19 protein-coding genes and 1 pseudogene are annotated in these 19,946 nt (G+C 66.8%); 10 read left to right on the top strand and 10 right to left on the bottom strand.

Annotated elements, in window-relative coordinates:
- The first annotated feature begins 95 nt into the window (after window positions 1–95).
- Complete coding sequence (locus ACIBJG_RS20820) at window positions 96–1,499, top strand: MFS transporter (RefSeq protein ID WP_399309193.1); 1,404 nt, start codon at window positions 96–98, stop codon at window positions 1,497–1,499.
- 10 nt (window positions 1,500–1,509) lie between these two features.
- Here ACIBJG_RS20820 and ACIBJG_RS20815 read toward each other — a convergent pair whose 3' ends face one another.
- The 3 genes from ACIBJG_RS20815 to ACIBJG_RS20805 form a co-directional block, all read right to left on the bottom strand.
- The gene (locus ACIBJG_RS20815) at window positions 1,510–3,015 is read right to left on the bottom strand and encodes a sodium:solute symporter (protein ID WP_399309191.1); all 1,506 of its coding nucleotides are present in this window, start codon (window positions 3,013–3,015) and stop codon (window positions 1,510–1,512) included.
- A complete protein-coding gene (locus ACIBJG_RS20810; RefSeq protein WP_018105675.1) occupies window positions 3,012–3,170 on the bottom strand; it encodes a DUF3311 domain-containing protein in 159 nt (52 codons plus the stop codon). The genes ACIBJG_RS20815 and ACIBJG_RS20810 overlap by 4 nt, the downstream gene beginning before the upstream one ends.
- A 63-nt stretch (window positions 3,171–3,233) precedes the next feature.
- Window positions 3,234–3,926, bottom strand: a complete 693-nt coding sequence (locus ACIBJG_RS20805; RefSeq protein WP_399309376.1) for a class E sortase — start codon at window positions 3,924–3,926, stop codon at window positions 3,234–3,236.
- Between the two features lie 219 nt (window positions 3,927–4,145).
- On the opposite strand from ACIBJG_RS20805, the gene ACIBJG_RS20800 reads away from it, so the two are divergent.
- A complete protein-coding gene (locus ACIBJG_RS20800; protein ID WP_399309189.1) occupies window positions 4,146–5,147 on the top strand; it encodes an SEC-C metal-binding domain-containing protein in 1,002 nt (333 codons plus the stop codon).
- A 51-nt stretch (window positions 5,148–5,198) separates the two neighbouring features.
- Here the strand turns inward: ACIBJG_RS20800 and ACIBJG_RS20795 are convergent, their stop codons facing one another.
- Entirely contained in the window at window positions 5,199–5,738 is a 540-nt protein-coding gene (locus tag ACIBJG_RS20795) for a hypothetical protein (protein WP_399309187.1), read from the bottom strand.
- A gap of 201 nt (window positions 5,739–5,939) precedes the next feature.
- Here ACIBJG_RS20795 and ACIBJG_RS20790 point away from each other — a divergent pair, with 201 nt between their 5' ends.
- On the top strand, window positions 5,940–6,443 hold the full coding sequence (locus tag ACIBJG_RS20790) for a GNAT family N-acetyltransferase (RefSeq protein WP_399309185.1): 504 nt from the start codon (window positions 5,940–5,942) through the stop codon (window positions 6,441–6,443).
- A gap of 52 nt (window positions 6,444–6,495) precedes the next feature.
- Here ACIBJG_RS20790 and ACIBJG_RS20785 read toward each other — a convergent pair whose 3' ends face one another.
- Together ACIBJG_RS20785 and ACIBJG_RS20780 are read right to left on the bottom strand one after the other, a co-directional pair.
- On the bottom strand, window positions 6,496–7,221 hold the full coding sequence (locus ACIBJG_RS20785) for a S1 RNA-binding domain-containing protein (RefSeq protein ID WP_399309183.1): 726 nt from the start codon (window positions 7,219–7,221) through the stop codon (window positions 6,496–6,498).
- Window positions 7,222–7,314: 93 nt separating this feature from the next.
- Window positions 7,315–7,878, bottom strand: a complete 564-nt coding sequence (locus ACIBJG_RS20780; protein WP_399309181.1) for an NADPH-dependent FMN reductase — start codon at window positions 7,876–7,878, stop codon at window positions 7,315–7,317.
- A gap of 372 nt (window positions 7,879–8,250) precedes the next feature.
- On the opposite strand from ACIBJG_RS20780, the gene ACIBJG_RS20775 reads away from it, so the two are divergent.
- The 3 genes from ACIBJG_RS20775 to ACIBJG_RS20765 all read left to right on the top strand — a co-directional run bounded on the left by ACIBJG_RS20775 (window position 8,251) and on the right by ACIBJG_RS20765 (window position 12,762).
- Window positions 8,251–8,781, top strand: coding sequence for an SMI1/KNR4 family protein (locus ACIBJG_RS20775; protein ID WP_399309179.1), 531 nt, complete (start codon window positions 8,251–8,253; stop codon window positions 8,779–8,781).
- Between the two features lie 229 nt (window positions 8,782–9,010).
- Window positions 9,011–9,526: a hypothetical protein gene (locus tag ACIBJG_RS20770; protein ID WP_399309177.1), complete on the top strand. Its 516-nt coding sequence runs from the start codon at window positions 9,011–9,013 to the stop codon at window positions 9,524–9,526.
- A gap of 89 nt (window positions 9,527–9,615) precedes the next feature.
- A complete protein-coding gene (locus ACIBJG_RS20765) occupies window positions 9,616–12,762 on the top strand; it encodes a DUF3427 domain-containing protein (RefSeq protein ID WP_399309175.1) in 3,147 nt (1,048 codons plus the stop codon).
- Window positions 12,763–12,780: 18 nt separating this feature from the next.
- Here the strand turns inward: ACIBJG_RS20765 and ACIBJG_RS20760 are convergent, their stop codons facing one another.
- Entirely contained in the window at window positions 12,781–13,308 is a 528-nt protein-coding gene (locus ACIBJG_RS20760) for a hypothetical protein (RefSeq protein ID WP_399309174.1), read from the bottom strand.
- A 473-nt stretch (window positions 13,309–13,781) separates the two neighbouring features.
- Here ACIBJG_RS20760 and ACIBJG_RS20755 point away from each other — a divergent pair, with 473 nt between their 5' ends.
- Together ACIBJG_RS20755 and ACIBJG_RS20750 are read left to right on the top strand one after the other, a co-directional pair.
- Window positions 13,782–15,539 (top strand): DUF262 domain-containing protein, encoded by a 1,758-nt coding sequence (locus tag ACIBJG_RS20755; RefSeq protein ID WP_399309172.1) that lies wholly within the window; start codon window positions 13,782–13,784, stop codon window positions 15,537–15,539.
- Between the two features lie 90 nt (window positions 15,540–15,629).
- A pseudogene (locus ACIBJG_RS20750) lies at window positions 15,630–15,768 on the top strand (IS5/IS1182 family transposase); the annotation flags it as partial.
- Between the two features lie 480 nt (window positions 15,769–16,248).
- Here the strand turns inward: ACIBJG_RS20750 and ACIBJG_RS20745 are convergent.
- Together ACIBJG_RS20745 and ACIBJG_RS20740 are read right to left on the bottom strand one after the other, a co-directional pair.
- The gene (locus ACIBJG_RS20745; protein ID WP_399309170.1) at window positions 16,249–16,443 is read right to left on the bottom strand and encodes a DUF397 domain-containing protein; all 195 of its coding nucleotides are present in this window, start codon (window positions 16,441–16,443) and stop codon (window positions 16,249–16,251) included.
- Window positions 16,443–17,288, bottom strand: a complete 846-nt coding sequence (locus ACIBJG_RS20740) for a helix-turn-helix domain-containing protein (protein ID WP_399309168.1) — start codon at window positions 17,286–17,288, stop codon at window positions 16,443–16,445. Before ACIBJG_RS20740 ends, ACIBJG_RS20745 begins: the two co-directional genes overlap by 1 nt.
- Before the next feature lie 329 nt (window positions 17,289–17,617).
- Here ACIBJG_RS20740 and ACIBJG_RS20735 point away from each other — a divergent pair, with 329 nt between their 5' ends.
- Complete coding sequence (locus ACIBJG_RS20735) at window positions 17,618–18,154, top strand: ATP-binding protein (RefSeq protein ID WP_399309166.1); 537 nt, start codon at window positions 17,618–17,620, stop codon at window positions 18,152–18,154.
- Window positions 18,155–18,225: 71 nt separating this feature from the next.
- Here the strand turns inward: ACIBJG_RS20735 and ACIBJG_RS20730 are convergent, their stop codons facing one another.
- Window positions 18,226–18,474 (bottom strand): helix-turn-helix transcriptional regulator, encoded by a 249-nt coding sequence (locus ACIBJG_RS20730; RefSeq protein ID WP_399309164.1) that lies wholly within the window; start codon window positions 18,472–18,474, stop codon window positions 18,226–18,228.
- A gap of 366 nt (window positions 18,475–18,840) precedes the next feature.
- On the opposite strand from ACIBJG_RS20730, the gene ACIBJG_RS20725 reads away from it, so the two are divergent.
- Complete coding sequence (locus ACIBJG_RS20725) at window positions 18,841–19,899, top strand: hypothetical protein (protein ID WP_399309162.1); 1,059 nt, start codon at window positions 18,841–18,843, stop codon at window positions 19,897–19,899.
- Window positions 19,900–19,946: the final 47 nt, after the last annotated feature.

Genomic DNA, 19,946 nt, shown 5'->3' with positions numbered 1-19,946 from the left:
CGTCGGCACCGTCGACGCGAGTTCATTCACTGAACCCACTACGGAAGTGCCGCGACCCGATCGCGCAACGACCGTGCGAACCCCGGAGCGATGCCATGGCCCAGCCCGTACGCCCCCGCCCCGCGCCACCGACCGGCTCCGCACCCCTTACGCCCGCTCGCCCGCGCCCCGGACCGACCCTCGCGATCACCTCCGTCGCGACCGCCGTGGCGCTGATGAACTACACCGCGCCGATGACGACGCTCCCCGGCATCTCGGCCGCCCTGGCCACCCCGCCCTCGGGCCAGGCCTGGCTGCTCAACGGCACCCCGCTCGGTCTCGCCGTCGTCCTGCTGGTCGCGGGCAGCCTCGCCGACGACTACGGCCGGCGCAGACTGTTCCTGATCGGCACGCTCGCGCTCGGCCTCACCACCGCACTCGGTGCCCTGGCGACCGACACACTCACGTTCACCCTGGCCCGGGTCGCCCAGGGGGCGGCGAGCGCCGCGATCCTGGCCACCAGCCTGGGGCTGCTCGTCGGGGCGTTCCCGGCCGGTGCGGCCAGGATCAGGGCGACGGGGGTCTGGGGCGCGTTCGTGAGCGTCGGAATCGCGCTCGGCCCGCTGCTGGCCGGGTCGCTCGGCTCGGTCGACTGGCGGCTGACGTACGTCGTACTGGGCCTCGCCGCCCTCCTCACAGCCGCCTTCGCCTTCCGTACGCTCGACGAGTCCCGGGCCCCGCGCGGCGGCCGCCCGGACCTGGCGGGCGCGGCGGTGCTGGGACTGTCGATGACGGCGCTGCTGACCGCGCTGACGCTCGGCCGGGACGGCTGGCTGCGCGCCCCCGTCGCGCTGCTGCTGCTCGCCGCCGTCGCGCTGGCCCTGGTGTTCCTCGCGGTGGAGCGCCGGGCATCGGCCCCGCTGATCGATCCGGCGTTGCTGCGCAGCCGCCCGTTCCTGGCCTCGTCGGCCGGCGGGCTGTTCACGGGCCTCTCGGTGATCGGCCTGTTCAGCTTCCTGCCGACGCTGCTCCAGCGAGCGCTCGGGCTGTCGACGATCGACGCGGCGTGGCTGTTCCTGCTCTGGTCGGGCACCGCGTTCGTCGTGGCCCTGCAGTCGCGCCGGCTGGCCGGCCGGGTGCCGGCCCGCCACCAACTGGCCGCGGGCTTCGTCCTGCACGCGGTGGGGGTGGTGTCCCTGCTGGGCACGCTGGACGCCGGAGGGCGTCCGGACGCGACGGTGTGGCTCAGGCTGATCCCGGCCCTGGTCGTGTCCGGCGCCGGCAGCGGTCTGCTGAACGCCGCGCTGCCCCGGCTGGCGATCGAGTCGGTGCCGCAGGAGCGGGCGGCGATGGGTTCGGGCGCGAACAACACCGCCCGCTACATCGGCTCGTCGGCGGGCGTCGCCGTGACGATCGCCGTCGCGACGACGGGCTCGGGCGCGGACGGCGCGATGCTGCTGTCGGTGGGGCTGGCCCTGGTGGCGACGGTCAGCGTCCTGCTGCTGCGGGACCGGAGCTGACCGCGCGCCCTCACCCCGCCCGAACGAGCTCCGCCTCGTCCTCGATCTCGTCCCGCGCGAGCACCTCGTCGTCCGGCCGTTCGTCGTGCTCGCGCGGACCGGCGTACGTCACCGCGAGCGCGACGGCCAGATTGGCGCCGAGCGCGACGATGCCGGCGTTCACCCCCCACACCGGGTCGTTCTCCGTGAACACGAACCCGCACACCACACCCACCCCGACGACCAGCCCGCTCATCGCCCCGAGCAGCGTCAGCCGTCGCCACATCAGCCCCAGCAGCACCATGGGGAGCAGCTGCGCCATCCCCTCGTACGAGATCAGCGAGAGCCGTACGAGGGTGTTCGGCGCGGTGTACGTGAGCAGCAGCGCCAAGCCGCCCGCGATCACCACGACCAGCTGCGCCGCACCCTTCTGCCGCTGCTCCCAGCGCGGTACGAGCGAGAGCACGCTGCGTCCCCACATCGTGCCGATGACCAGCATGAAGACGGCCATCGGCACGATCGAGGAGAGTGCGGCGGCGACACCGATGATCCCGACCGACCAGGCGGGCAGCGAGTCCACGACGAGCTTGAAGAGCGCCAGGTTCGACTCGGCCCCGACCAGCCCGGGGACGACGAAGAGGGCCGCCATGCCGAGCAGCATCGGGACGAAGAGCAGGACGTTGTAGGCGGGCAGCCACATCGCGTTGCGCCGGAGCACGTCGGCGTTCTTCGCACCGAGGTAGCCGGCCACGGTGGTCGGGAAGATCACGACGGTGAGGGAGTTGAGGAACGAGGTGGTGATGAACCATGCCTGCCCGAGACCGCTGTCCCCGTGCCCGGGGAAGGTCAGCCACTCGCTCTTCTCGGTGACGAGCCGGTCGAGGAAGGGCCCGTAACCGTCGAAGTAGTGCAGCGGTACGTAGATCGCCAGGAAGCCGAGCGTGGCGATCACCATGACGTCCTTCAGCACGGACACCCACGCGCTGCCGCGCAGCCCGCTGACCACGACGAAGCCGGTGGTGACGGCGAAGGCGATGAAGTAGGCCCAGTTCAGGCTGATGGCGCCGTAGGAGATCGTCGAGACGACGACGCCCATGCCGGTGATCTGGAGCTGGATGTACGGGAGCAGGAAGACGGTCGCGAGGACGGCGACGAGCGCGCCGAGCCAGGGCCGGCCGAAGCGGTGCGCCACCATGTCGGTGATCCCGACGAGACCGTGCCTGCGCGCGTACGCCCAGAGCATCGGACCGACGACATAGCCGACGGCGTACCCGCAGGACATGTACGCGACCACGTACAGGACGGGCGCCCCGTAGTTGTAGCCCCAGCCGGCGGCGCCCAGGTAGCTGAAGCTGGTGTAGCCCTCACCGGCCATGAGCACCCAGATGAAGACGGTCCCGAGGCTGCGCCCGCCCACCGACCACTCGGCGAGCCCACCGCCCTTCGTCCCGCGCCGCCCGCGCACGGCGAGCAGCCCGAGGGCCACGGTGGCGACCATGAAGACCCCGAACACGGAGGTCGCGACGGCGGCGTTCACCGGCGGTCACCCCGCCGGGTCAGCCATACGGCGACGGGGGTGAGCAGGGTCGCCCCGAGCAGCCAGAAGAAGAGGAACGGCAGCCCGAGAACGACGGGACGGACCCGGTTCACGAACGGCAGCGCCCCCAGGTAGAGCACGTAGGGGACCAGCAACCACAACAACTGCGGACGTCGTCTCAGCACGTCGGAGAAGCTTAGACCTCACACGTGGTGCGCTCAGCGCCCCCGCACATCCGTCAGCTTCCCCCACACCACCAGCCGGTACCGGGAGGTGAATTCGGGCGTGCACGTCGTCAGGGTCACGTACGACCCGGCCACCCGGTAGCCCACGTACGGCTTCACGTTGCTGCGCGGCACGGTGGCGATGACACCGCTGTCGCCCGGCTGTGTCCGGGCGAGGGTCTTGTCGACGGTGTACGTGTACACGGCGTCCCGGGTCTCGACGGTGATCCGGTCACCGGACCGCAGGCGGTTGATGTGGCGGAACGGTTCGCCGTGGGTGTTGCGGTGCCCGGCGAGCGCGAAGTTCCCGGCGCCGCCGGGCTGCGCGGTGCCGGGGTAATGGCCGACGTACCCCTTGTCCAGGACCCCGTGCTTGCTGATGCCCTGGGCGACGGGCGCGGTCAGCCCGATGCGCGGGATGCGGATGACGGCGTACGCCTGGGACCGGCGGGGCGCGGACGCGGCGGCGGGCGCGTCACCGTCCGCCGCCCCCACGGCGGGGCTGTCGTCCGCCGGTTCCTGGGACGCCGACGCCGACGCCGGCGGCGCCGAAGCCTCCGCCTCCTCGGGCTCCCCCCAGTCCCGCTGGAGGGCGTGCACGGTGTCGGCGGCCTCGGCGCGGGCCTGCCGGTTGGTCCACCACAGCTGATGGGCGACGAGCAGCAGCAGGACGACGCCGAGGGTCATCACCAGCTCCGCGCCCGTCCACAGCCCGCGCGCGGCCAGCCGCCTCCCGCGCCGGTCCCGCTGCACCACCACCGGTATCCGCTCACGTATCCGCTGACGCACGGGCCGCACGATAGGCCCAGGGCCCGTAACTCACCAGGGCCGGAACAGGCCTCCGTACCACACCTCTCCACACAGCACCCCTCCGTACAGCGCCTCGGCGGCAGTACCGTGTGGTCCATGCGCCCCGACACGCCTGCCGACCACACCACCGAAGCCGAGCGCCTGCTGCGCACCGCGGCGCAGTACCCGGAGGACCACGAACCGCTGCTCCTCCAGGCGGCGGCCCATCTGGAACTCGCCGGCGACCGCACCCGTGCCACCACGCTCTACGACGCCCTGCTCAGCGACCCCGACACCGAACACCCCCACCTGGTGAAGGCCCTCAACGCCGCCAACCTGTGGGAGTACGGCCACGAGGCCGAGGCCCGCGCGATCATCGACGGAATCCGCGCGGCCGCCCCGCAGGAGGCGGCCCCGTGGGAGATCGCGGCCGAGACCCTGGAGGCCCACGACGAGCTCGAAGCGGCCCACGACTACTTCTCGACGGCCCTCACCCTGCTCATCGCCCCGGGCGAGGACGTCCCGTACGCCACCCAGTCGCTGCTGACCGGCCGCCACCGGGTCCGCCGTCTGATGGGCGTCACGCACGACGCCTGGGACGAGCTGGCCGACACCCTCCACACGGCGGCCGTCCCGCTGGACGAGCTCCACGACCCGAAGCGGCTGTGGGCGCTCGGCTCCTCGGACCCGGGCGAGCTCCGCGCCGAGATCACCCGCCTCCGCGCCGAACTGGGCACGTACCGCACGGCCCTGTCCCGCCCGTTCCCGGTGGCGGTGCTCCACTGGCCGGAGCCCGAACTGCGCGAGCTCCTCACCGCGTACCCCGGGCTGGCCACGGAGTACACCTCCCACGCGGACCACCAGGCCCGCCTGGAGGCGGCCCTGCGGGACCTCCATGCGGCGGGGACCCCGAACCTCGGCATCGTGACGGGCACGGTCCCGTCGTACGAGGCGTTCGCCGCCTCCGAGGCCGCCTCCCCGGCCGACCCAGACCTGCTCCCCCAGTACGCGACGACCTTGGCCGCCCGCGGCCGCGCGGTCTCCTGGCCGCCGGCGAAGAGCGCGGCGTGCTGGTGCGGCTCGGGGCGGTCCTATCGGGACTGCCACGGGGGCGCGTAGCCGTCGTACGGGGCGGGGCCGCGGCCCTGCCCCCCGCCGCTCCTGCCGAACCTAGTGCCGAGGCGGACGGGCGGCGCTCCGGGGCAGGCGGCGGTCGAGGATGGTGCGCAGCCGGTCGGTGTCGTCCCTGCCCAGGGCGCGCTTCGGCAGATAGTGCACCACGAGCAGGTAGGGCGCGGGCGACAGCAGGACGAATCCGGCAGCGGTCTCCACGTACCCGCCGAGGCTTCGCCAGCCCCGGCGCGTCGTCATGTCAGCGCCCGCGAAGCACACGGCATCGTCGGAGTCGCCGACGGTAACGGTCCAAGGGCCCATCGTGGCGCCCATCTTGGCGTGCCTCGTCGCCAGGACGCCCGCCCTGGCGACGAGGCCGAGCAGGCAGCCGAGGAAGGCGCATCCCGCCACGGAGAGGGTGCCCGAGATCAACCAGGCCGACGCGGCGAAGATCACCGGCACCAGCAGTCTCTGCAGCCGCCCCCTGATCCCCCGCATCCTCCCGCGTGCGCGGAATGCGTCGGACCAGTCCGCCCGGCCCAGCTCGTACCTCAACTCGACGACGGTGCTCTCCGTCGTACTTCGCGCCTCTGTCATGGCCCCACTCCTTCCCCAGTGACGAGCCGCGATCGTAGCGGGCGAGCAGCCCTCGGCCCAGTTCGAGGACAAACAGCCCGCACCTCATCCGGTGGGCGGTGACAACGGTCGCTCGCAGACGGTCGAGCCCGGGTGACCGGGCACCGGCGCCGCCCACAAAACCCCAGGCACCCTGCCGGTCCGCCCGCGTACCCTGCCGCCATGCCCGAACTGCAGCGCCTGCGCCCCGACCACGCCCCCGCCCTCCTCGCGTTCGAGGAGGAGAACCGCGCGTTCTTCGCGGCCTCGGTGCCGGACCGCGGCGACGACTACTTCACCCACTTCGCCGCCCGCCACGCCGCGCTCCTCGCCGAACAGGCCGACGGTGTCTGCCACTTCCACGTGCTGGTGACGGAGGACGGCGAGGTGCTGGGCCGGTTCAACGTGGTGGACGTGGCGGACGGCGCCGCGGACCTGGGCTTCCGCCTGGCCGAGAAGGCCACCGGCCGCGGCCTGGCCACGGAGTCGGTCCGCCAGATACTCAAGGCGTGCGAAAGGACGTACGCCCTGACGACGGTGCGCGCGGCGGCCGCGCTCACCAACACCGCCTCCCGCATGGTCCTGACCCGAAACGGGTTCGTCCCGACGGGAGAGGAACTGCTGCTGGGAGGGAAGCCCGGGACCGGTTACGTACGGGAGCTGACCGGCGGGCCGTCCAGACGCTGAGGGATCGCAGGGGGTGGGGCCGGTGGCCACCGAGCCGATCGCGGCCCCTGCCTCAGGAGTCGTGGGCGCAGAGCCTGACCGTGTGCCGCTGGAGGTCGACCTCCGCGACCCGCACCCTGATCCGCTCCCCCTCGGCGACAAGCCGGCCCGGTCCTCCAGGGGACGCGCCGGGCATCTCGGAGACGTGCAGGAGCCCCTCGATGCCGGGGCCGAGTCGCACGAAGACGCCGAACGGGACGATCTTCGTGACCGTCCCGGAGACGACGCGCCCTTCCTGCGCGGCGAACGGCACGAAGGGGTCGTCCAGCAGGGCCTTCAAGGAGAGCGTGACTCTGCCGTCACGCGTCTCGGACATGATCACCTCACCGGTGACCCGTTGACCGGCCTGCACCGCTTCCGAGGGGTGATCGATGCGGGACCACGTAAGGTCAGGCAGGCGGACGAACCCGGTGCGGAGGCCTGCGGGTTCGCCGTCGAGGTGGACGAAGACCCCGAAGCCGTGCACCGCTGACACGGTTCCGGAGACGACCTGACCTGGCTGAACGGCCACCAGGTAGGCGCGGAGCTCCGGGTTCTCACAGGAACGGGCCGAGAGCGTCAACTCCCCTTGTCGGCGGCCGATTTCCTCGGCATCGATCTGCTGGCCGACCGCGAGGACCCGGGATGGGTGGTCGACGCGCCTGATCGACACCTCATGTTCGGGAATGCGGCCGACTTCGGCGTCCTCCGCATCCGGCTCCCCGACGAGGACCAGCACGTCCGCTCCATCGAACTCCACGACTCGCACGCTCCGCACGGGACCGGGCCGCAGCGTATTGATCAAGGACTGGAGACGAGGATCGGGGGCGGACTCGGCACACATGGGCGGATCCTAGGCCCGGTCGAGCTCGGAGGCCCGTCCGTGGAGCCCGGCCAGCAGCCCAAGAACCTGGCTGAGCTGCTCGCGGACCCCGGGATCGGTGAAGAGTCCGTCCGCGCCGACCATCCGAGGGGCCACCTGAATCCTCGCGCAGGCCGACTCCACGATGGCGGCACCGGTGTAGCCGAGCACCGTCCGAAGCGTGACCTCCGCGCCCTGGCCACGCCCCGGGGCGGCCGCGTTCACCCAGGCCACGGGCTTGTCGCAGATCTCGGTGCCGCCGACCGTCCAGTCCAGCAGGTTCTTGAACGAGCCCGGCAGAGTGCCCGCGTACTCCGGGGTACAGATCAACACCGCAGCCGCCTCGCTGATGGCCGCGCGCAGCCCAACCACGGGAGCCGGCAGCGGATCGGTGTCATCGTCGGGGTTGAAATGCGGAAGCTCCGCCAAGCCGTCGTAGAGGACGGTGCGCACCTGCGAGGGGGCCACGGCCTGTGCGGTGCGCAGCACGGTCTCGTTGGACGAACCGGTGCGCAGGCTTCCGGACAACAAGAGGATCAGAGGCAGCGTAGGCATACAGCCAACCTACCGATCCCTTCGAGATCGGGAACCGCCCGACGAATCGGTCCCGGACACGGGCACGCTGCGCCCGAATGTCTTCGCCCTGGACGACGGCCCCAACACGGCCTGACCGGGCGTACCGGAGGCGGTGCACCGACGGTTCCCCTGCCTCCCCGTGGTCGGCTACGAGCACGGGGAGGATCCGGCGCTCGCCGTCCGCCACGGCTTCCGGCCGGTCGCTCCGCTGCGGATCAGGGTGCGGGGCTGAACCGTGTTCCGTACCCGGGCCAGGCGGGCGGCCGCAGGCCCACCGGGCTACGGCCGGTCGCAGCGCGGGGCAGGCGGCCGTCACCTGGTGATGTCAGTAGCCGTGTCTAGTCTTCGCACATGACCGAGACGACCGGTGACGACGACCGCAGCTTCCCGCCCGCCCTGGCCGAGGTGGGCCGGACGAAGTTCCCTTACGAGGACGACGACAGCATCGACTTCGAGCCGTACGAAGCCTTCGAACCCGCCGAAAAGACTACCGCCTGGCTCCGCCAATGGACCGGCGACGACGAGCTCGACGGCTCCGCCTACCGCGTCTTCGGCCAGGACGGGACGGGCGGCCTCGCCGCCCTCTGGCTCGCCCGCCCCGGCCTGCCGCTCGCCGACCAGCCGGTGGTCTTCATGGGCTCGGAGGGGGAGAACGGCGTGGTGGCGGGCAGCCTCTCCGACTTCCTGTGGGTCCTGGCCGACGGGCTCGGCCCGTGCGAGGTCGTCGTGTTCCAGGACCACGCGTCGCGCCCCGACGCGGCCCTGACCGAGCTGGCCGAACGCCACGCGACGACGCCGCGCCGGCCGGCCCGGGAGATCATCGCGGCGGCACAGGCGGAGTTCCCCACGTTCGAGGAGGACCTGGAGAAGCTGTGCCGGTGAGGTGAGCCGTCGGCCGGACGCGACGAACCCGCGTGCCGCCGCCGAGCGTCCCCCTTCGCCCGCACCGGCGACTGGCACCTGCTGGTGGCGGCGGCCGGTGAAGCACTGATGCGGGGGCGCCGAAGCCCGCACCCGTGCCGAACATGGCCGACTTACCTCTGGCCAAGGGTGCGGAGCCCCCCGACCATGGCCTCCTGAACGGCGGACCACCTCGGGGAGAGGCCACCACATGAACGCGGACGACCGGGGCGACGGCAACAGCCCTGGGCCCCAACGCTCTTGGGCCCGCGGCAACCCGGGCCCCGACGCCCCGCCGCGCCCGCCGAACCCGCCGCACCCGCCCGGCTCCGGCGCCGGCCTCCCCGTCGGCGGCCAGATGCCCGCCCCGGTCAGCAGCCTGCGCACGCTCATGATGGTGGTCGGCGGCCTCCAGGCGGTCATGGGCCTCGCCCTCGTGACCAACAGCACCGACATCGCCACGTCCCACTCGGGCGTGGTGGTCTTCGTCGGCCTGCTCATCATGGCGATGGGCACCTGGGGCATCCTCACGGCCCGCAAGTTCCCGACCCGCCACCCCAGCGTGCGCAATTCGGCCATCGCCTACGGCCGGGTAGCCCTGGCCTTCACAGTGGTGCTGCTGATGTTCCTGCCGGTCCTGATCCTGACCCTGGTCTGGCTCGTCCTCGCGATCCTGCTCGTCGTCCGGCCGAACCGGCCGGAGTGCCGGGCGTGGTTCGGGGGCTAGCCGCTCTCATCACGCCCGCTCGAGCAGGACTTGTCAGTCTCCCTTGATACAACTGCGTACATAGGTATCGCGATGAGGGGGAATCGGCCATGCCCAGCCAGGCTTCATCAGGGGACGCGGCGCCCGTTGCCGGGCTGCACGAGACGCTGATCACCCGGCGGCTCGAGGAACAACTGAAGCAGCTCGACGAGGCGGGTTGGCACGCGATCGACGGCATCGTGGGAGTTGAGTCCACGCCTCACGTTCTGTCCCGCCACATCGCGAACACCGTGCGTCAGGTGCTTCAAGGCCTCAAGCCCGCGGAACAGGTCGTGGCCGCGAACCACATCCTTGAATCTCTCAGCACTGTTGAAGGTGCCGCTGAGGGGGCTGATGCGGTCATCGACGGACCTCGGCAGCTGCTCGCAGTCGCAGAGCAGGAAGCTCCGGGCGTCTACGCCATCCGACCTGCCACTCCTCTCTCCGAGACTGCGCTCATCACGAACTCGCCCGAAGATCCAAGTTTGGGCTTTGAGATTCGAAAGGAATTGGAAACAGCTGACCGTGTGGACCTGCTCTGCGCCTTCGTGAAGTGGCATGGCCTGCGGGTACTTGAGCAGTCGCTGACGTCTGCCCGGGATCGCGGCGTGCCCATCCGAGTTCTCACGACCACGTACATCGGAGCCACAGAGCGTCGTGCGCTCGACCGCCTCGTCCGCGAGTTCGGCGCCGAGGTGAAGGTGAACTACGAGCTGCGCTCGACGCGCCTGCATGCCAAGGCGTGGCTCTTCCGTCGGAACAGTGGCTTCGACACCGCGTACGTCGGCAGCTCGAACCTATCGAAGGCCGCGCTCCTCGATGGTCTCGAATGGAACGTGCGCCTGTCGTCAATCGCCACGCCATCAGTGATGCGCAAGTTCGAGGCAACATTCGACGCCTACTGGAGCGAGCGCTCCTTTGAGTCGTACGACCCCGATCGCGACGCGCAGCGGTTGGATCAGGCCCTCTCCCACGCTGGTAGCCCCTCCGGCCAGCAGGCCCGCAATGTCATCACGCTCTCCGGACTCGAAGTCCGCCCGTATCCTCACCAGCGAGACATGCTGGAACGACTCGAAGTCGAACGCGCAGTTCACCGACGGAATCGCAATCTACTTGTCGCCGCCACTGGTACGGGGAAGACGGTGATGGCAGCCCTCGACTACAAGCACCTCCGGAAGAAGCTTGGCAAAGATCTCCGACTGCTCTTCGTTGCCCACCGCAAAGAGATCCTGGAGCAGTCCCTCCGGGTTTACCAGAACGTGCTGGTTGACGCGAACTTCGGTGAGCTCCTCTACAGCGGCGAAGTGCCCGATGACTGGAATCACGTCTTCGCGAGTGTTCAATCGCTCAACGAACGTGCCTTGGAGGGGCTGGCTCCCGATCACTTCGATGTCATCGTCATCGACGAGTTCCACCATGGCACCTCGACGACCTACCGAAGGATTGTGGAGCACTTCGCCCCAAAGGAGCTTCTCGGGCTCACGGCCACTCCCGAGCGGATGGACGGATTGGACATCCTGGGTGAGTTCTTTGACGGCCGGATCGCAGCCGAGATGCGGCTCTGGGAGGCGCTTGAGAACGAGCTACTGAGCCCGTTCCACTACTTCGGCATCAGCGACAACACTGACATGAGCGCCGTTACGTGGAAGCGGGGAGCGTACGACGTAACGGCGCTCAGCAATCTCTTCACGGGGAACGACGCCCGGGCCCGGCTCGTGGTCAAGGCCGTGAAGGACAAGGTCACCGCACCCGGGATGATGCGGGCTCTGGGCTTCTGTGTGTCTGTGGCGCATGCCCACTTCATGGCCGACTTCTTCCAGCGTGCCGGGCTCAACGCCGTCGCGCTATCCGGCGAGACCCCACCCCCGCAGCGCAAGGCAGCGCTCGAAGAGCTTCGCGCCGGAAGGCTCCAAGTCATCTTCTCCGTGGACCTGTTCAACGAAGGGCTCGACATTCCTGATGTCGACACCCTGCTCCTGCTCCGGCCGACCTCCAGCGCCACGGTCTTCCTCCAGCAACTGGGGCGTGGTCTACGTCGCACCGAGGACAAGGCCGTCCTCACCGTCCTCGACTTCATCGGTCAACACCGCAAGGAGTTCCGCTTCGAGGACCAGTTCCGTGCCCTGACCAACCTGACACGCAACCGCCTCCTCAGCAACATCGAGGATGACTTCCCCCAGCTACCTTCTGGCTGCCAGATCATCCTTGAGAGGAAAGCCAAGGCTCTGATCCTCAACAACATTCGAAATCAGATCGGGGTCAACGTCGTCCAGCTCGCTCGTGAGGTCGCCGCGTACGCGGAGCCGCGGCTCGCGGACTACCTCAAGGAGAGCGGCCGAGAGCTCAGGGAGCTCTACCGAGGTAGCGGAAACTCCTGGACGGGCCTCCTCCGCCGCACCAAGCTCCTCAATCCGACCGCTCCCGATGGTGAGGCCGCGCTCCTGAAGCGCGTATCCGCGTTCCTCCATGTGGACGACCCTGCGCGTGCCTCGGTATACACCAGGCTGCTCATGGAAGACGCCCCCACGTACGACCAACTCACCGCCCATGACCAGGCGTACGCCCACATGCTGTTCTTCTCTCTCTGGCCGTTGGGCGGCGATTTCGCGAGTTACCAGGAGGGCTTCGACACCCTGCGCGCGCAACACGCGTTCAGGGATGAGGTACGCCAGGTCTTGGGCCACGTTCTTGGCCTGACCGACCATCTACCCCTCCCGCTACTCGGTACGCACGCTGCCCTACCGCTGTCCGTCCACGCCTCGTACAGTCGCGAAGAGATCCTCCCCGCGCTGAACCAGTCCACCGTGGGCGGCTTCATGCCCGGACACTTCCGCGAGGGCGTGAAGTGGTGCGAGGCCATTCAGTCGGATGCTCTTCTCGTCACGCTAGAGAAAGACGAAAAGGACTTCTCTCCAGAGACGCGCTACAAGGACTACGCCTTGAATGATTCCCTGTTCCATTGGGAGTCACAGAACCAGACATCGGAGACGTCTCCGACGGGCCTTCGCTACCAGCGCCACAAGGAGAACGGCTCCCATGTGCTGCTCTTCGTGCGCCGCTACAAGAAGACGGACATCGGCGGCCCGCAGTCCTGGATGCTGTTGGGCCCCGCTGAGTACATCGAGCACAAGGGCAGCAAGCCCATGGGCGTCACTTGGTCGCTCCGTCACGAAATGCCGGCCGATGTTCTCGCATATTCAGCAATTTCAGCTGGCTGATCTCAGCCGACACTTCCCTCAGTTCTGAACATCTTGCACGACGGCGACGATCTCTCCCGCAAGGGAACTACCGACTTCGATCGCCTCTTGCACAACTGGAGCGCCCGCATTAAATATGGCGAATGCAGCCATCAGAGAAAGGAAAGCACGCGTCCACTTTCCTGCCGCTTCGGGATTCCTGCCCCCGACCACTGAGCCCGCTTGCGCAAGTGAACCAATCGCATGGCTGACCTCCCCTGAGACCCTCGCCTCGCCGAATAGATCAACATGCTCGATAAGCCACACCACATGTCTCAGCTGCGAAATCAATTGACCCTTGAGAGCGTCACCAAGGTCCTCGCTACTCATCCCCAAGAGGAACTCCACCCACTCTTGACACTGTTGAGATATCTCGCTCAAGTCAGCCCCCACCGGGGCGCCTTCGGATCCCGACAGATTGGCCGAAATAAGGTCGGCAGCAGATTCAAGGTGATCAAGAACATCCAGGTCTACGATTTGGGTCGCGGCGCGCCCATTGTCGGCCCAATTAACCTTGGGCTGAGTCACAGCACTCCACCACGCCGGCACATGCCTCATGAATCGATCACGAGATCGCTCCGGGAGAGCCTGCAGTTGGTGGATTGTGAGCGACAACAGATTTACTACTTCCGCATGTCTCTTACTGAACTCCGCCGAGCCCCAGTCAGCCTCAAGTGCCGTCACCCAACCTTCAGCGTATTGCCCTTTCCCCGAGTCGCGAACCCGGGTCAATATCGCGTGCAGGTGATGCGGGGCAGTGCTCTGAATCATGAATCCACCGTTGTCCTGTCCGTGTCGAGAAGAGGGGTGCAGTCCAGGCCAACCCAAAACCTAGCACCCACCCTCCACCCTGAAGCACTTCTCCGCAAAATGGTATGTCTGTGCACGAATCCAGACGGCTATATCAAGCCGTCCAGCCACGGATTGCCACTCCTGTCGACGCCCCTCCTCATCCCCAGCTATCCTCGCTCGAGTCCTCACTGGTTCACAAAGGAACGCTCATGGCAATCATCAAGCAAGCGGCTCGGCAGACTCTTGGGCAACTGATCGGGGCCAATAACCCTGCTGTCACCGTTCCCGACGATAGCCAAAGGCAGTATGCCTGGACCAAGAAGGAAGTAGATATCTACTGGTCAGATATCAAAAAGTTTAAAACAGCCCGTGATGGCGGCAAAGACTCGGCTTCCGAATATTTCATCGGCCCGATCGTGACGATCACAGATAAAAAGGTGAGTACAAGGTCACTCCTCGATGGACAGCAGCGTCTTACGACCTCCACCATTCTCATCGCCGCAATTCGCGACGCACTATGGAGCATAGGTTCCGTAGAGGGATCCTCAACAGCGAACAACTTGCACCGCGACTACATCGCACGTAAAGCTGGACGTCGCGATCCTATGGAATATTTCCTCGTCCTCTCTCTTTTTGATCGAGATTTCTTTCGCGACTACATCCAAGATTGGAACGAATCGACAGGGCGATGCCCTGGCGTCGAACGAGCCACTCGCCCCTCACACAAATTGATCAGCGAAGCCTATTCGAACTTCACTAGCAAGATCTCAGCAGAACTCTCGTCCTACGCCGATGATGAAGAAAGACTCGACTGGCTCGACGGTCTGCGAGAATGCCTAATAAATGGCCTCGTGTTCGTGGAGATTCAGACACCAACCTCTAGCGACGCCAATGAGGTTTTCGAGACCATTAATTCACGCGGGAAAGACCTTTCCACTGTTGATCTCGTGCGCAACTTCTTGATGGAAAAAAGCAAGAGCGAAACTGAGAAGCAGAGAGTCAATGACGCGTGGCGCGTCATCTTGGACGGTTTCGAGAAGCGTGAGGAAATCGAAAGGTTCTTGCGCCACTTCTGGGTATCGCGACATGGAGACGTGAAGTCCCATAGCCTATATTCGACTATTCGACAGAACTTGAGTCACCATTTTAATAGAATCCCACAATCCTACGGAGTTGGAGCCTTTTCCGCCGAACTCGAGGCCGCCTCCAATCGCTACATAGATCTAATTAATTGCAACACCGGAGACGCCGATTTCGACGCCTCGCTCACTGAAATTAAAAGCCTAAGCGCAGATGCCCTCTACCCGCTCTTGCTCGCAGCGTCAGAAAGAAGGAGTTATACAGATCTGCAAGACCTGATCGATGCGTCAATAAGCTACTACGTTCGCTGGACCGTCGTAGGGCGTCGTGAATCTACGCTCCTTGAAGAGAAGGTCTTTGGCGCGGCGAAAGCGGTTTCTGAAGGCACACAAATTGATTCCATAACTGGTCACATATGCGATTGGATTCCAGACGATGAGGCTTTCCGTGCCGACTTCATGGAAGCTTCGACCCCAAAATCCTCGCAATCAAGGTACCTGCTTGGAAAGATTGAAGCATACTTGCGAAACACTGCCGGCGTCGACGAAGTCGTTGTAGCCAACTCATCGATAGTGCACATAGAACACATATACCCCCAAAAGCCCGGCCCCGAATGGCGCCTCGACGAACACGAAACTTGGGTGAACCAAATAGGCAATTTGACCCTACTGAATGGAAGGAAGAACCAATCAATGTCAAACCTTCCCTACCCGCAGAAATCTTCCATCTATGAGGAATCCATCCTACTCGTAACAGCAGAAACGGGGACCTCGCGAATATGGAACTCAGAGACGGGTTGGTGGCGAGTCGAAGGAATCATGGAGCGGCAAGAAGATTTGGCAGCCCTGGCATTGAATATTTGGCCTAGCGGAAAGCGTTGGAATTAGGTCAGACTGTCACATCGAAGATTGATGGGCTGTGCTCGAGTTACCTCCAGGAAGGCGCCGACACCGGAACGTCGCAGATCCACAGTTCCTTCCGTTCATGTCACCGCTGGCCAGGCCGGGGACGCTCCGGCCTTCGAGGCCGATCATGGCCTGCATCGGGGTCCCGCGCACCGCCCTGGGAAGGCCACGAACCCGACCTGATGTTGTCCTCGGAGACGCGGCCTACTCATGGACGCCCAGGACTCCCGCTGTTCAGGGAGATCCTGGCTTAGGAATAGGACGACGCCTCGACTGCCTTCGCTCGGCAGCCCGAGCACGTCTCGGACCCTTTCGCAACGAACAGATGCCGGTAGGCCATCACTTGGCGTTGAGGGATGCCGCAGAGCGTCACCTCGTCCGCCGTCAAGGCGTGCCACAGAGCCGGGGCGCCTGTCTCCAGGCACGCCGTGAAGTTCGTCTGGGCAAGCCCGAGCTTGAACCTGAGGGGGCGGAGGTGGCGAGCAAGGTGCGGCATGACCCCCAACCTTCCACGTGGCCCGATCGACGTGAAGCCAAAGACACGCACCGCAGCCCCCCTGAGTGGTCAAGCTCGTGCAACGCACGGCGGCAGGGACGGTCAGTGTCGTCCATGGCGGGTTTGTGGTCTATCCGCAACCATGCGTCGATGGGCAGCTCGCGGGGGCTGCGACTGACCGAACGGAGCGCTGCGTCAGTGCAACTCGCCCTCACGTAGCGCTCCGACGAAGTGGGCCCACGCGCCAGAGCCGACGTGAAAGTCACCACTGCTCGGACGCTTGCTGTCGCGCACGAAGGTGCCAACGGTGGTGAGGGCAGCTTCAACGCACTCCGTGCCGCTGCCGCCGCTGTATGACGACTTGAACCACTGAGCGTCTTCGTGACCCATCACAGCTCCTCGCAAACCTGGTTCAGGAGCGCGGCGGAGGACTCGAGGTCCAGCGCCTGTGCCCGCAAGTACTCGAACGCCAACTTATAGCGTTCGAGTTCCTGCGGCTTCTCCATGAACAGCCCGCCGCCGATGATGTCCACGTAGACCACATCGAGTTCAGGCGTTGCCCCACCCAGGATGACGAAGCTGCCAACAGCCGCAGCGTGTGCACCTGCCGCGAACGGCAGGATCTGAATGGTGACGTTGGGCTCGGACGAGACGCCGAGCAGGTGTTGCAACTGGTCGCGCATGACCGAGGCACCCCCGACCATCCGGCGGATGACGGCCTCATCGATCACTGCCCAGAGGTGCGGAGGCTCGTCGCGCGTAAGAAGTTCCTGGCGCTTCATCCGGATGTCCACCATGTGATTGATCTCTTGGTCAGTGCATCGCATCTCTGAAGCGCGGTGAACTGCCTCTGCGTACGCACGCGTCTGAAGCAACCCGGGAACGTACATGCAGGCGTAGTGTCCCTCTCTCACCACCTCATCTTCGAGGGTGAGCATGAGGTTCATGGACTCAGGGATGGGATCAGCGAGGGAGCGCCACCAGCCTTGGATTCGAGCCCCCTTGGCCAGGTCAACCAACGAATCCCGCTCCTGGTCAGAGGCGCCGTACTCGCGACAAAGGGCATCTACGGCCGGCCACTTGACCGTTCCCTCCTTCGTCTCATACCGGCTCAGAGTGGCTTTTGAGATGCCTACGCGGGCGCCTGCGTCCTCCAAAGTGAGGCCCTTCGCCTCGCGGAGTCGGCGCAGATCGGCTCCCAGTTGACGCCTGCGCGTTGTCGGTCCAACTGGCATGTCTTCGGCCCTTCAAGTCGGTCTTCGAGAGGGTGCACGGGGACGAGTCTCGCAGGCAAGGTGGCGCACGCCGGGGGCGTGCGCCAACGAAGCGCGCCCCCGAAGGTGCAAGATGAGAGTTCCATTTTGAGAGTCCCGCTGTCACCGTATGGAGTGTGGCGGGTGCGTTGGGCGACCGCCGGTCAGCGCGAGAGGTGATCGGAATGAGTGGGTGCCGCTTTGGTGTCAAGCGTCAGAGGTGGGAACTTCCGTTCCTGGCTGAGGCGGAGGAGCTTGCTGGCCTGCGCCGAGCGATGCGTCTCCGCCTTGAACTATGGGGGCTCTCGTCGATGGCCTACACGGCTCAGGTCTGCGTAACTGAACTCGCGAGCAACGTGATCAAGCACGTGGGCCCGGGGACCTCAGCCAGCCTGACGGTAAGCATGAACGGGGGTTGCCTGCGTATTGAGGTGAACGACTCCGACGGGCAGCGACTTCCGACGCTCATCAGGACGGCCGGTCTGGACGAGCGAGGGCGGGGCATGCAGTTGGTGGAGGGAGTGGCTGCCCGGTGGGGAGTGATCGTGCGTGGCGCTTCCAAGACGACGTGGTGTGAACTCGCCACAGGTCTGAAGTCGGCCGACGGTCATTCCGCTGATGAACAAGTAGCCAGGGCGGAAGCGCTCCTGGGCCTCTGCGGGCTGGGGGAGCGCCGGGGGCCCTCACAGCCCGGGCGGATGAGTGCGAAGGAAGCCGCGGAGACAGCGACCGGCTTGATCACGGACCTTCTGCTCTGGCTGAGGGCACACGGCTACGACGCTGACGAGGCGCTTGACCGTGCGCAACTCCTCTTCGAGGTTGAATCCGAGGCGGAAGGGGCGGCGTGAGGTCGTGGGCGTAGCGCCCGGACCTACGGCTCGACGACGGACCGTCCGAGCCGTAGTCCGCCGCGACTCACCTACACGCCCGGAGTCGCGCGCCCCCGCCCCGGCCGAACGGCGAGCCAAGCCCTGATGGTGCTCTCCCGCCAGGCGGGCGAGCGGCCGAACTGAACGTCGGGGAGAGGGAAGTCCGCTGGTCTGAGGCGGAGTTCATCGGTCACGCGTCTGCGGGTGCGCTTGAGATACAGGCGGACGGTGGCTGCCGTGATTCCCACGATCTCCGCGACACCCCCGGTGTCGAGCAGTCGCTCGGGTGGGCTGTCCATGCCTCTCCTTTGCCTCCGCGTCGTGGAGGCAAAGATACCGAGCGGTTGGCGGACGGCAGCGGCGTTGCCCTTGTCGTACCTCTCTGATTCGCCACGCATTTGCCCCCTCGAAGGGATCATTCTTGTGTCGGGAGTCGCTCTTACCCAGACCTCCTGCCGCACCTCCCATCATGCGCCCGGCGCTTCCGCCCCGGCGTGCCTCCTCCCTCCCCTCCCTGGACAGTGATGCGCCGACTTCTCGACGCGGCCCCGTGCCGCGTCCCTCAGCCATGCCCGGACCCAGATTGGCAACTCGTCCCTGGCCCGTTCCAGGAGGTCTCCACGACCGCCGCCCGGCACGCCCAGCCCCGGGCGTGGTTGCGTGCTGTGGTGTGGCTGGTCGAGGAGGCCGGGCTCCATCCGAGGGCGGGCGAGGCGACGTTACGTATCGCGCGGGACCTGGCCGGGCGGATGGATTACACCGCCGGGACCGTGCTGTACGACCTCGACGGAACGGCTGCCCGCTGTGCTCTGTCGAGGGCGACGGTCAAGCGTCACGTCGGATATCTGCGGGAGTTGGGGGCGCTGGTCTGGGTACGGCACGGGTCGCGACGCAATCTGCGGCTTCCCGGGCGTCCGTACGCGGGTACGGCAACGATCTACGCGGCCACCATCCCGTACGCCTACGACCGGGCGCACGGCAACCGCGTCGAGGGTCGGGGCTTCGGGGCCCGGGTGGTCGGGGTGCCGGTGCCGCCCGTGCGCATGGCAGCGGCGGGCGGTTCCGGCCGCCGGGTGCGTGAGCCCCAATCTCTCGCCGCCCGCCCCCGCAAACCCGTAGCTGAGGCAGACGAGTGGTTTAAGGACACCCCGCGCAGGCGCGCGAGGCCGCGGCCCGCCTCCCGCCCCGGGAACTCGATGCCGAGAAGCCCGCTACAGGTCGCCGCCGACATCCGGATCGCCGCTCAGGTCCGGCCGCACGTCCCCTGGACGCAAAGCGAGACGTTACGTCGACTCGCCTACGCGCTACGGCCGTTGATCGACCAGGGCCTCGGCGCCCACGACATCGCCGCCGAGCTGACCTCCTGGTGGATCAGCTGGCGGCCCGCGCGCCCCGCCGCGTACATCACCGCGCAACTCCGTGACCGGATGACTGACGCTCCGCACGAAGACCAGTCGGCCGAAACTGCCCACCCGCACACCGCCGAGCCCACCGGAAACCCCGCATGGCAGGCATGGCTTCGACAACGCGCCACGGCACCGGAGTTCCACGAACCGCAGCGCACCGACGACGACCGCCGCCACGCCCGCCTCCACGGCTGGGACCGATGGGCGGAGATCGCCGACCACTACGCCACGGACCCCGACGACGCCCTGGACCTCTACGGCACCCGCCTGTGCGGCTACGCGGTCAAACGCGGTTCACGTGCTTGGGCGAGGCGGTGAAACAGATGCGTCGTGACGGCGCACCGATTCTCGGCCGGTCCTACGGG

It is taken from the genome of Streptomyces sp. NPDC050422 (assembly GCF_044458665.1).
Taxonomy (GTDB): domain Bacteria; phylum Actinomycetota; class Actinomycetes; order Streptomycetales; family Streptomycetaceae; genus Streptomyces.
The sequence above is the reverse complement of the archived record's forward strand: the minus strand, read 5'-3'. Positions and strand labels throughout refer to the sequence as shown.

Coding starts and splice junctions, on each gene's coding strand:
- ACIBJG_RS20820 (WP_399309193.1), top strand. CDS start 96: ATGGCCCAGCCCGTACGCCCCCGCCCCGCGCCACCGACCGGCTCCGCA.
- ACIBJG_RS20805 (WP_399309376.1), bottom strand. CDS start 3,926: ATGACCCTCGGCGTCGTCCTGCTGCTGCTCGTCGCCCATCAGCTGTGG.
- ACIBJG_RS20800 (WP_399309189.1), top strand. CDS start 4,146: ATGCGCCCCGACACGCCTGCCGACCACACCACCGAAGCCGAGCGCCTG.
- ACIBJG_RS20795 (WP_399309187.1), bottom strand. CDS start 5,738: ATGACAGAGGCGCGAAGTACGACGGAGAGCACCGTCGTCGAGTTGAGG.
- ACIBJG_RS20790 (WP_399309185.1), top strand. CDS start 5,940: ATGCCCGAACTGCAGCGCCTGCGCCCCGACCACGCCCCCGCCCTCCTC.
- ACIBJG_RS20780 (WP_399309181.1), bottom strand. CDS start 7,878: ATGCCTACGCTGCCTCTGATCCTCTTGTTGTCCGGAAGCCTGCGCACC.
- ACIBJG_RS20775 (WP_399309179.1), top strand. CDS start 8,251: ATGACCGAGACGACCGGTGACGACGACCGCAGCTTCCCGCCCGCCCTG.
- ACIBJG_RS20770 (WP_399309177.1), top strand. CDS start 9,011: ATGAACGCGGACGACCGGGGCGACGGCAACAGCCCTGGGCCCCAACGC.
- ACIBJG_RS20765 (WP_399309175.1), top strand. CDS start 9,616: ATGCCCAGCCAGGCTTCATCAGGGGACGCGGCGCCCGTTGCCGGGCTG.
- ACIBJG_RS20755 (WP_399309172.1), top strand. CDS start 13,782: ATGGCAATCATCAAGCAAGCGGCTCGGCAGACTCTTGGGCAACTGATC.
- ACIBJG_RS20745 (WP_399309170.1), bottom strand. CDS start 16,443: ATGGGTCACGAAGACGCTCAGTGGTTCAAGTCGTCATACAGCGGCGGC.
- ACIBJG_RS20740 (WP_399309168.1), bottom strand. CDS start 17,288: ATGCCAGTTGGACCGACAACGCGCAGGCGTCAACTGGGAGCCGATCTG.
- ACIBJG_RS20735 (WP_399309166.1), top strand. CDS start 17,618: ATGGCCTACACGGCTCAGGTCTGCGTAACTGAACTCGCGAGCAACGTG.
- ACIBJG_RS20730 (WP_399309164.1), bottom strand. CDS start 18,474: ATGGACAGCCCACCCGAGCGACTGCTCGACACCGGGGGTGTCGCGGAG.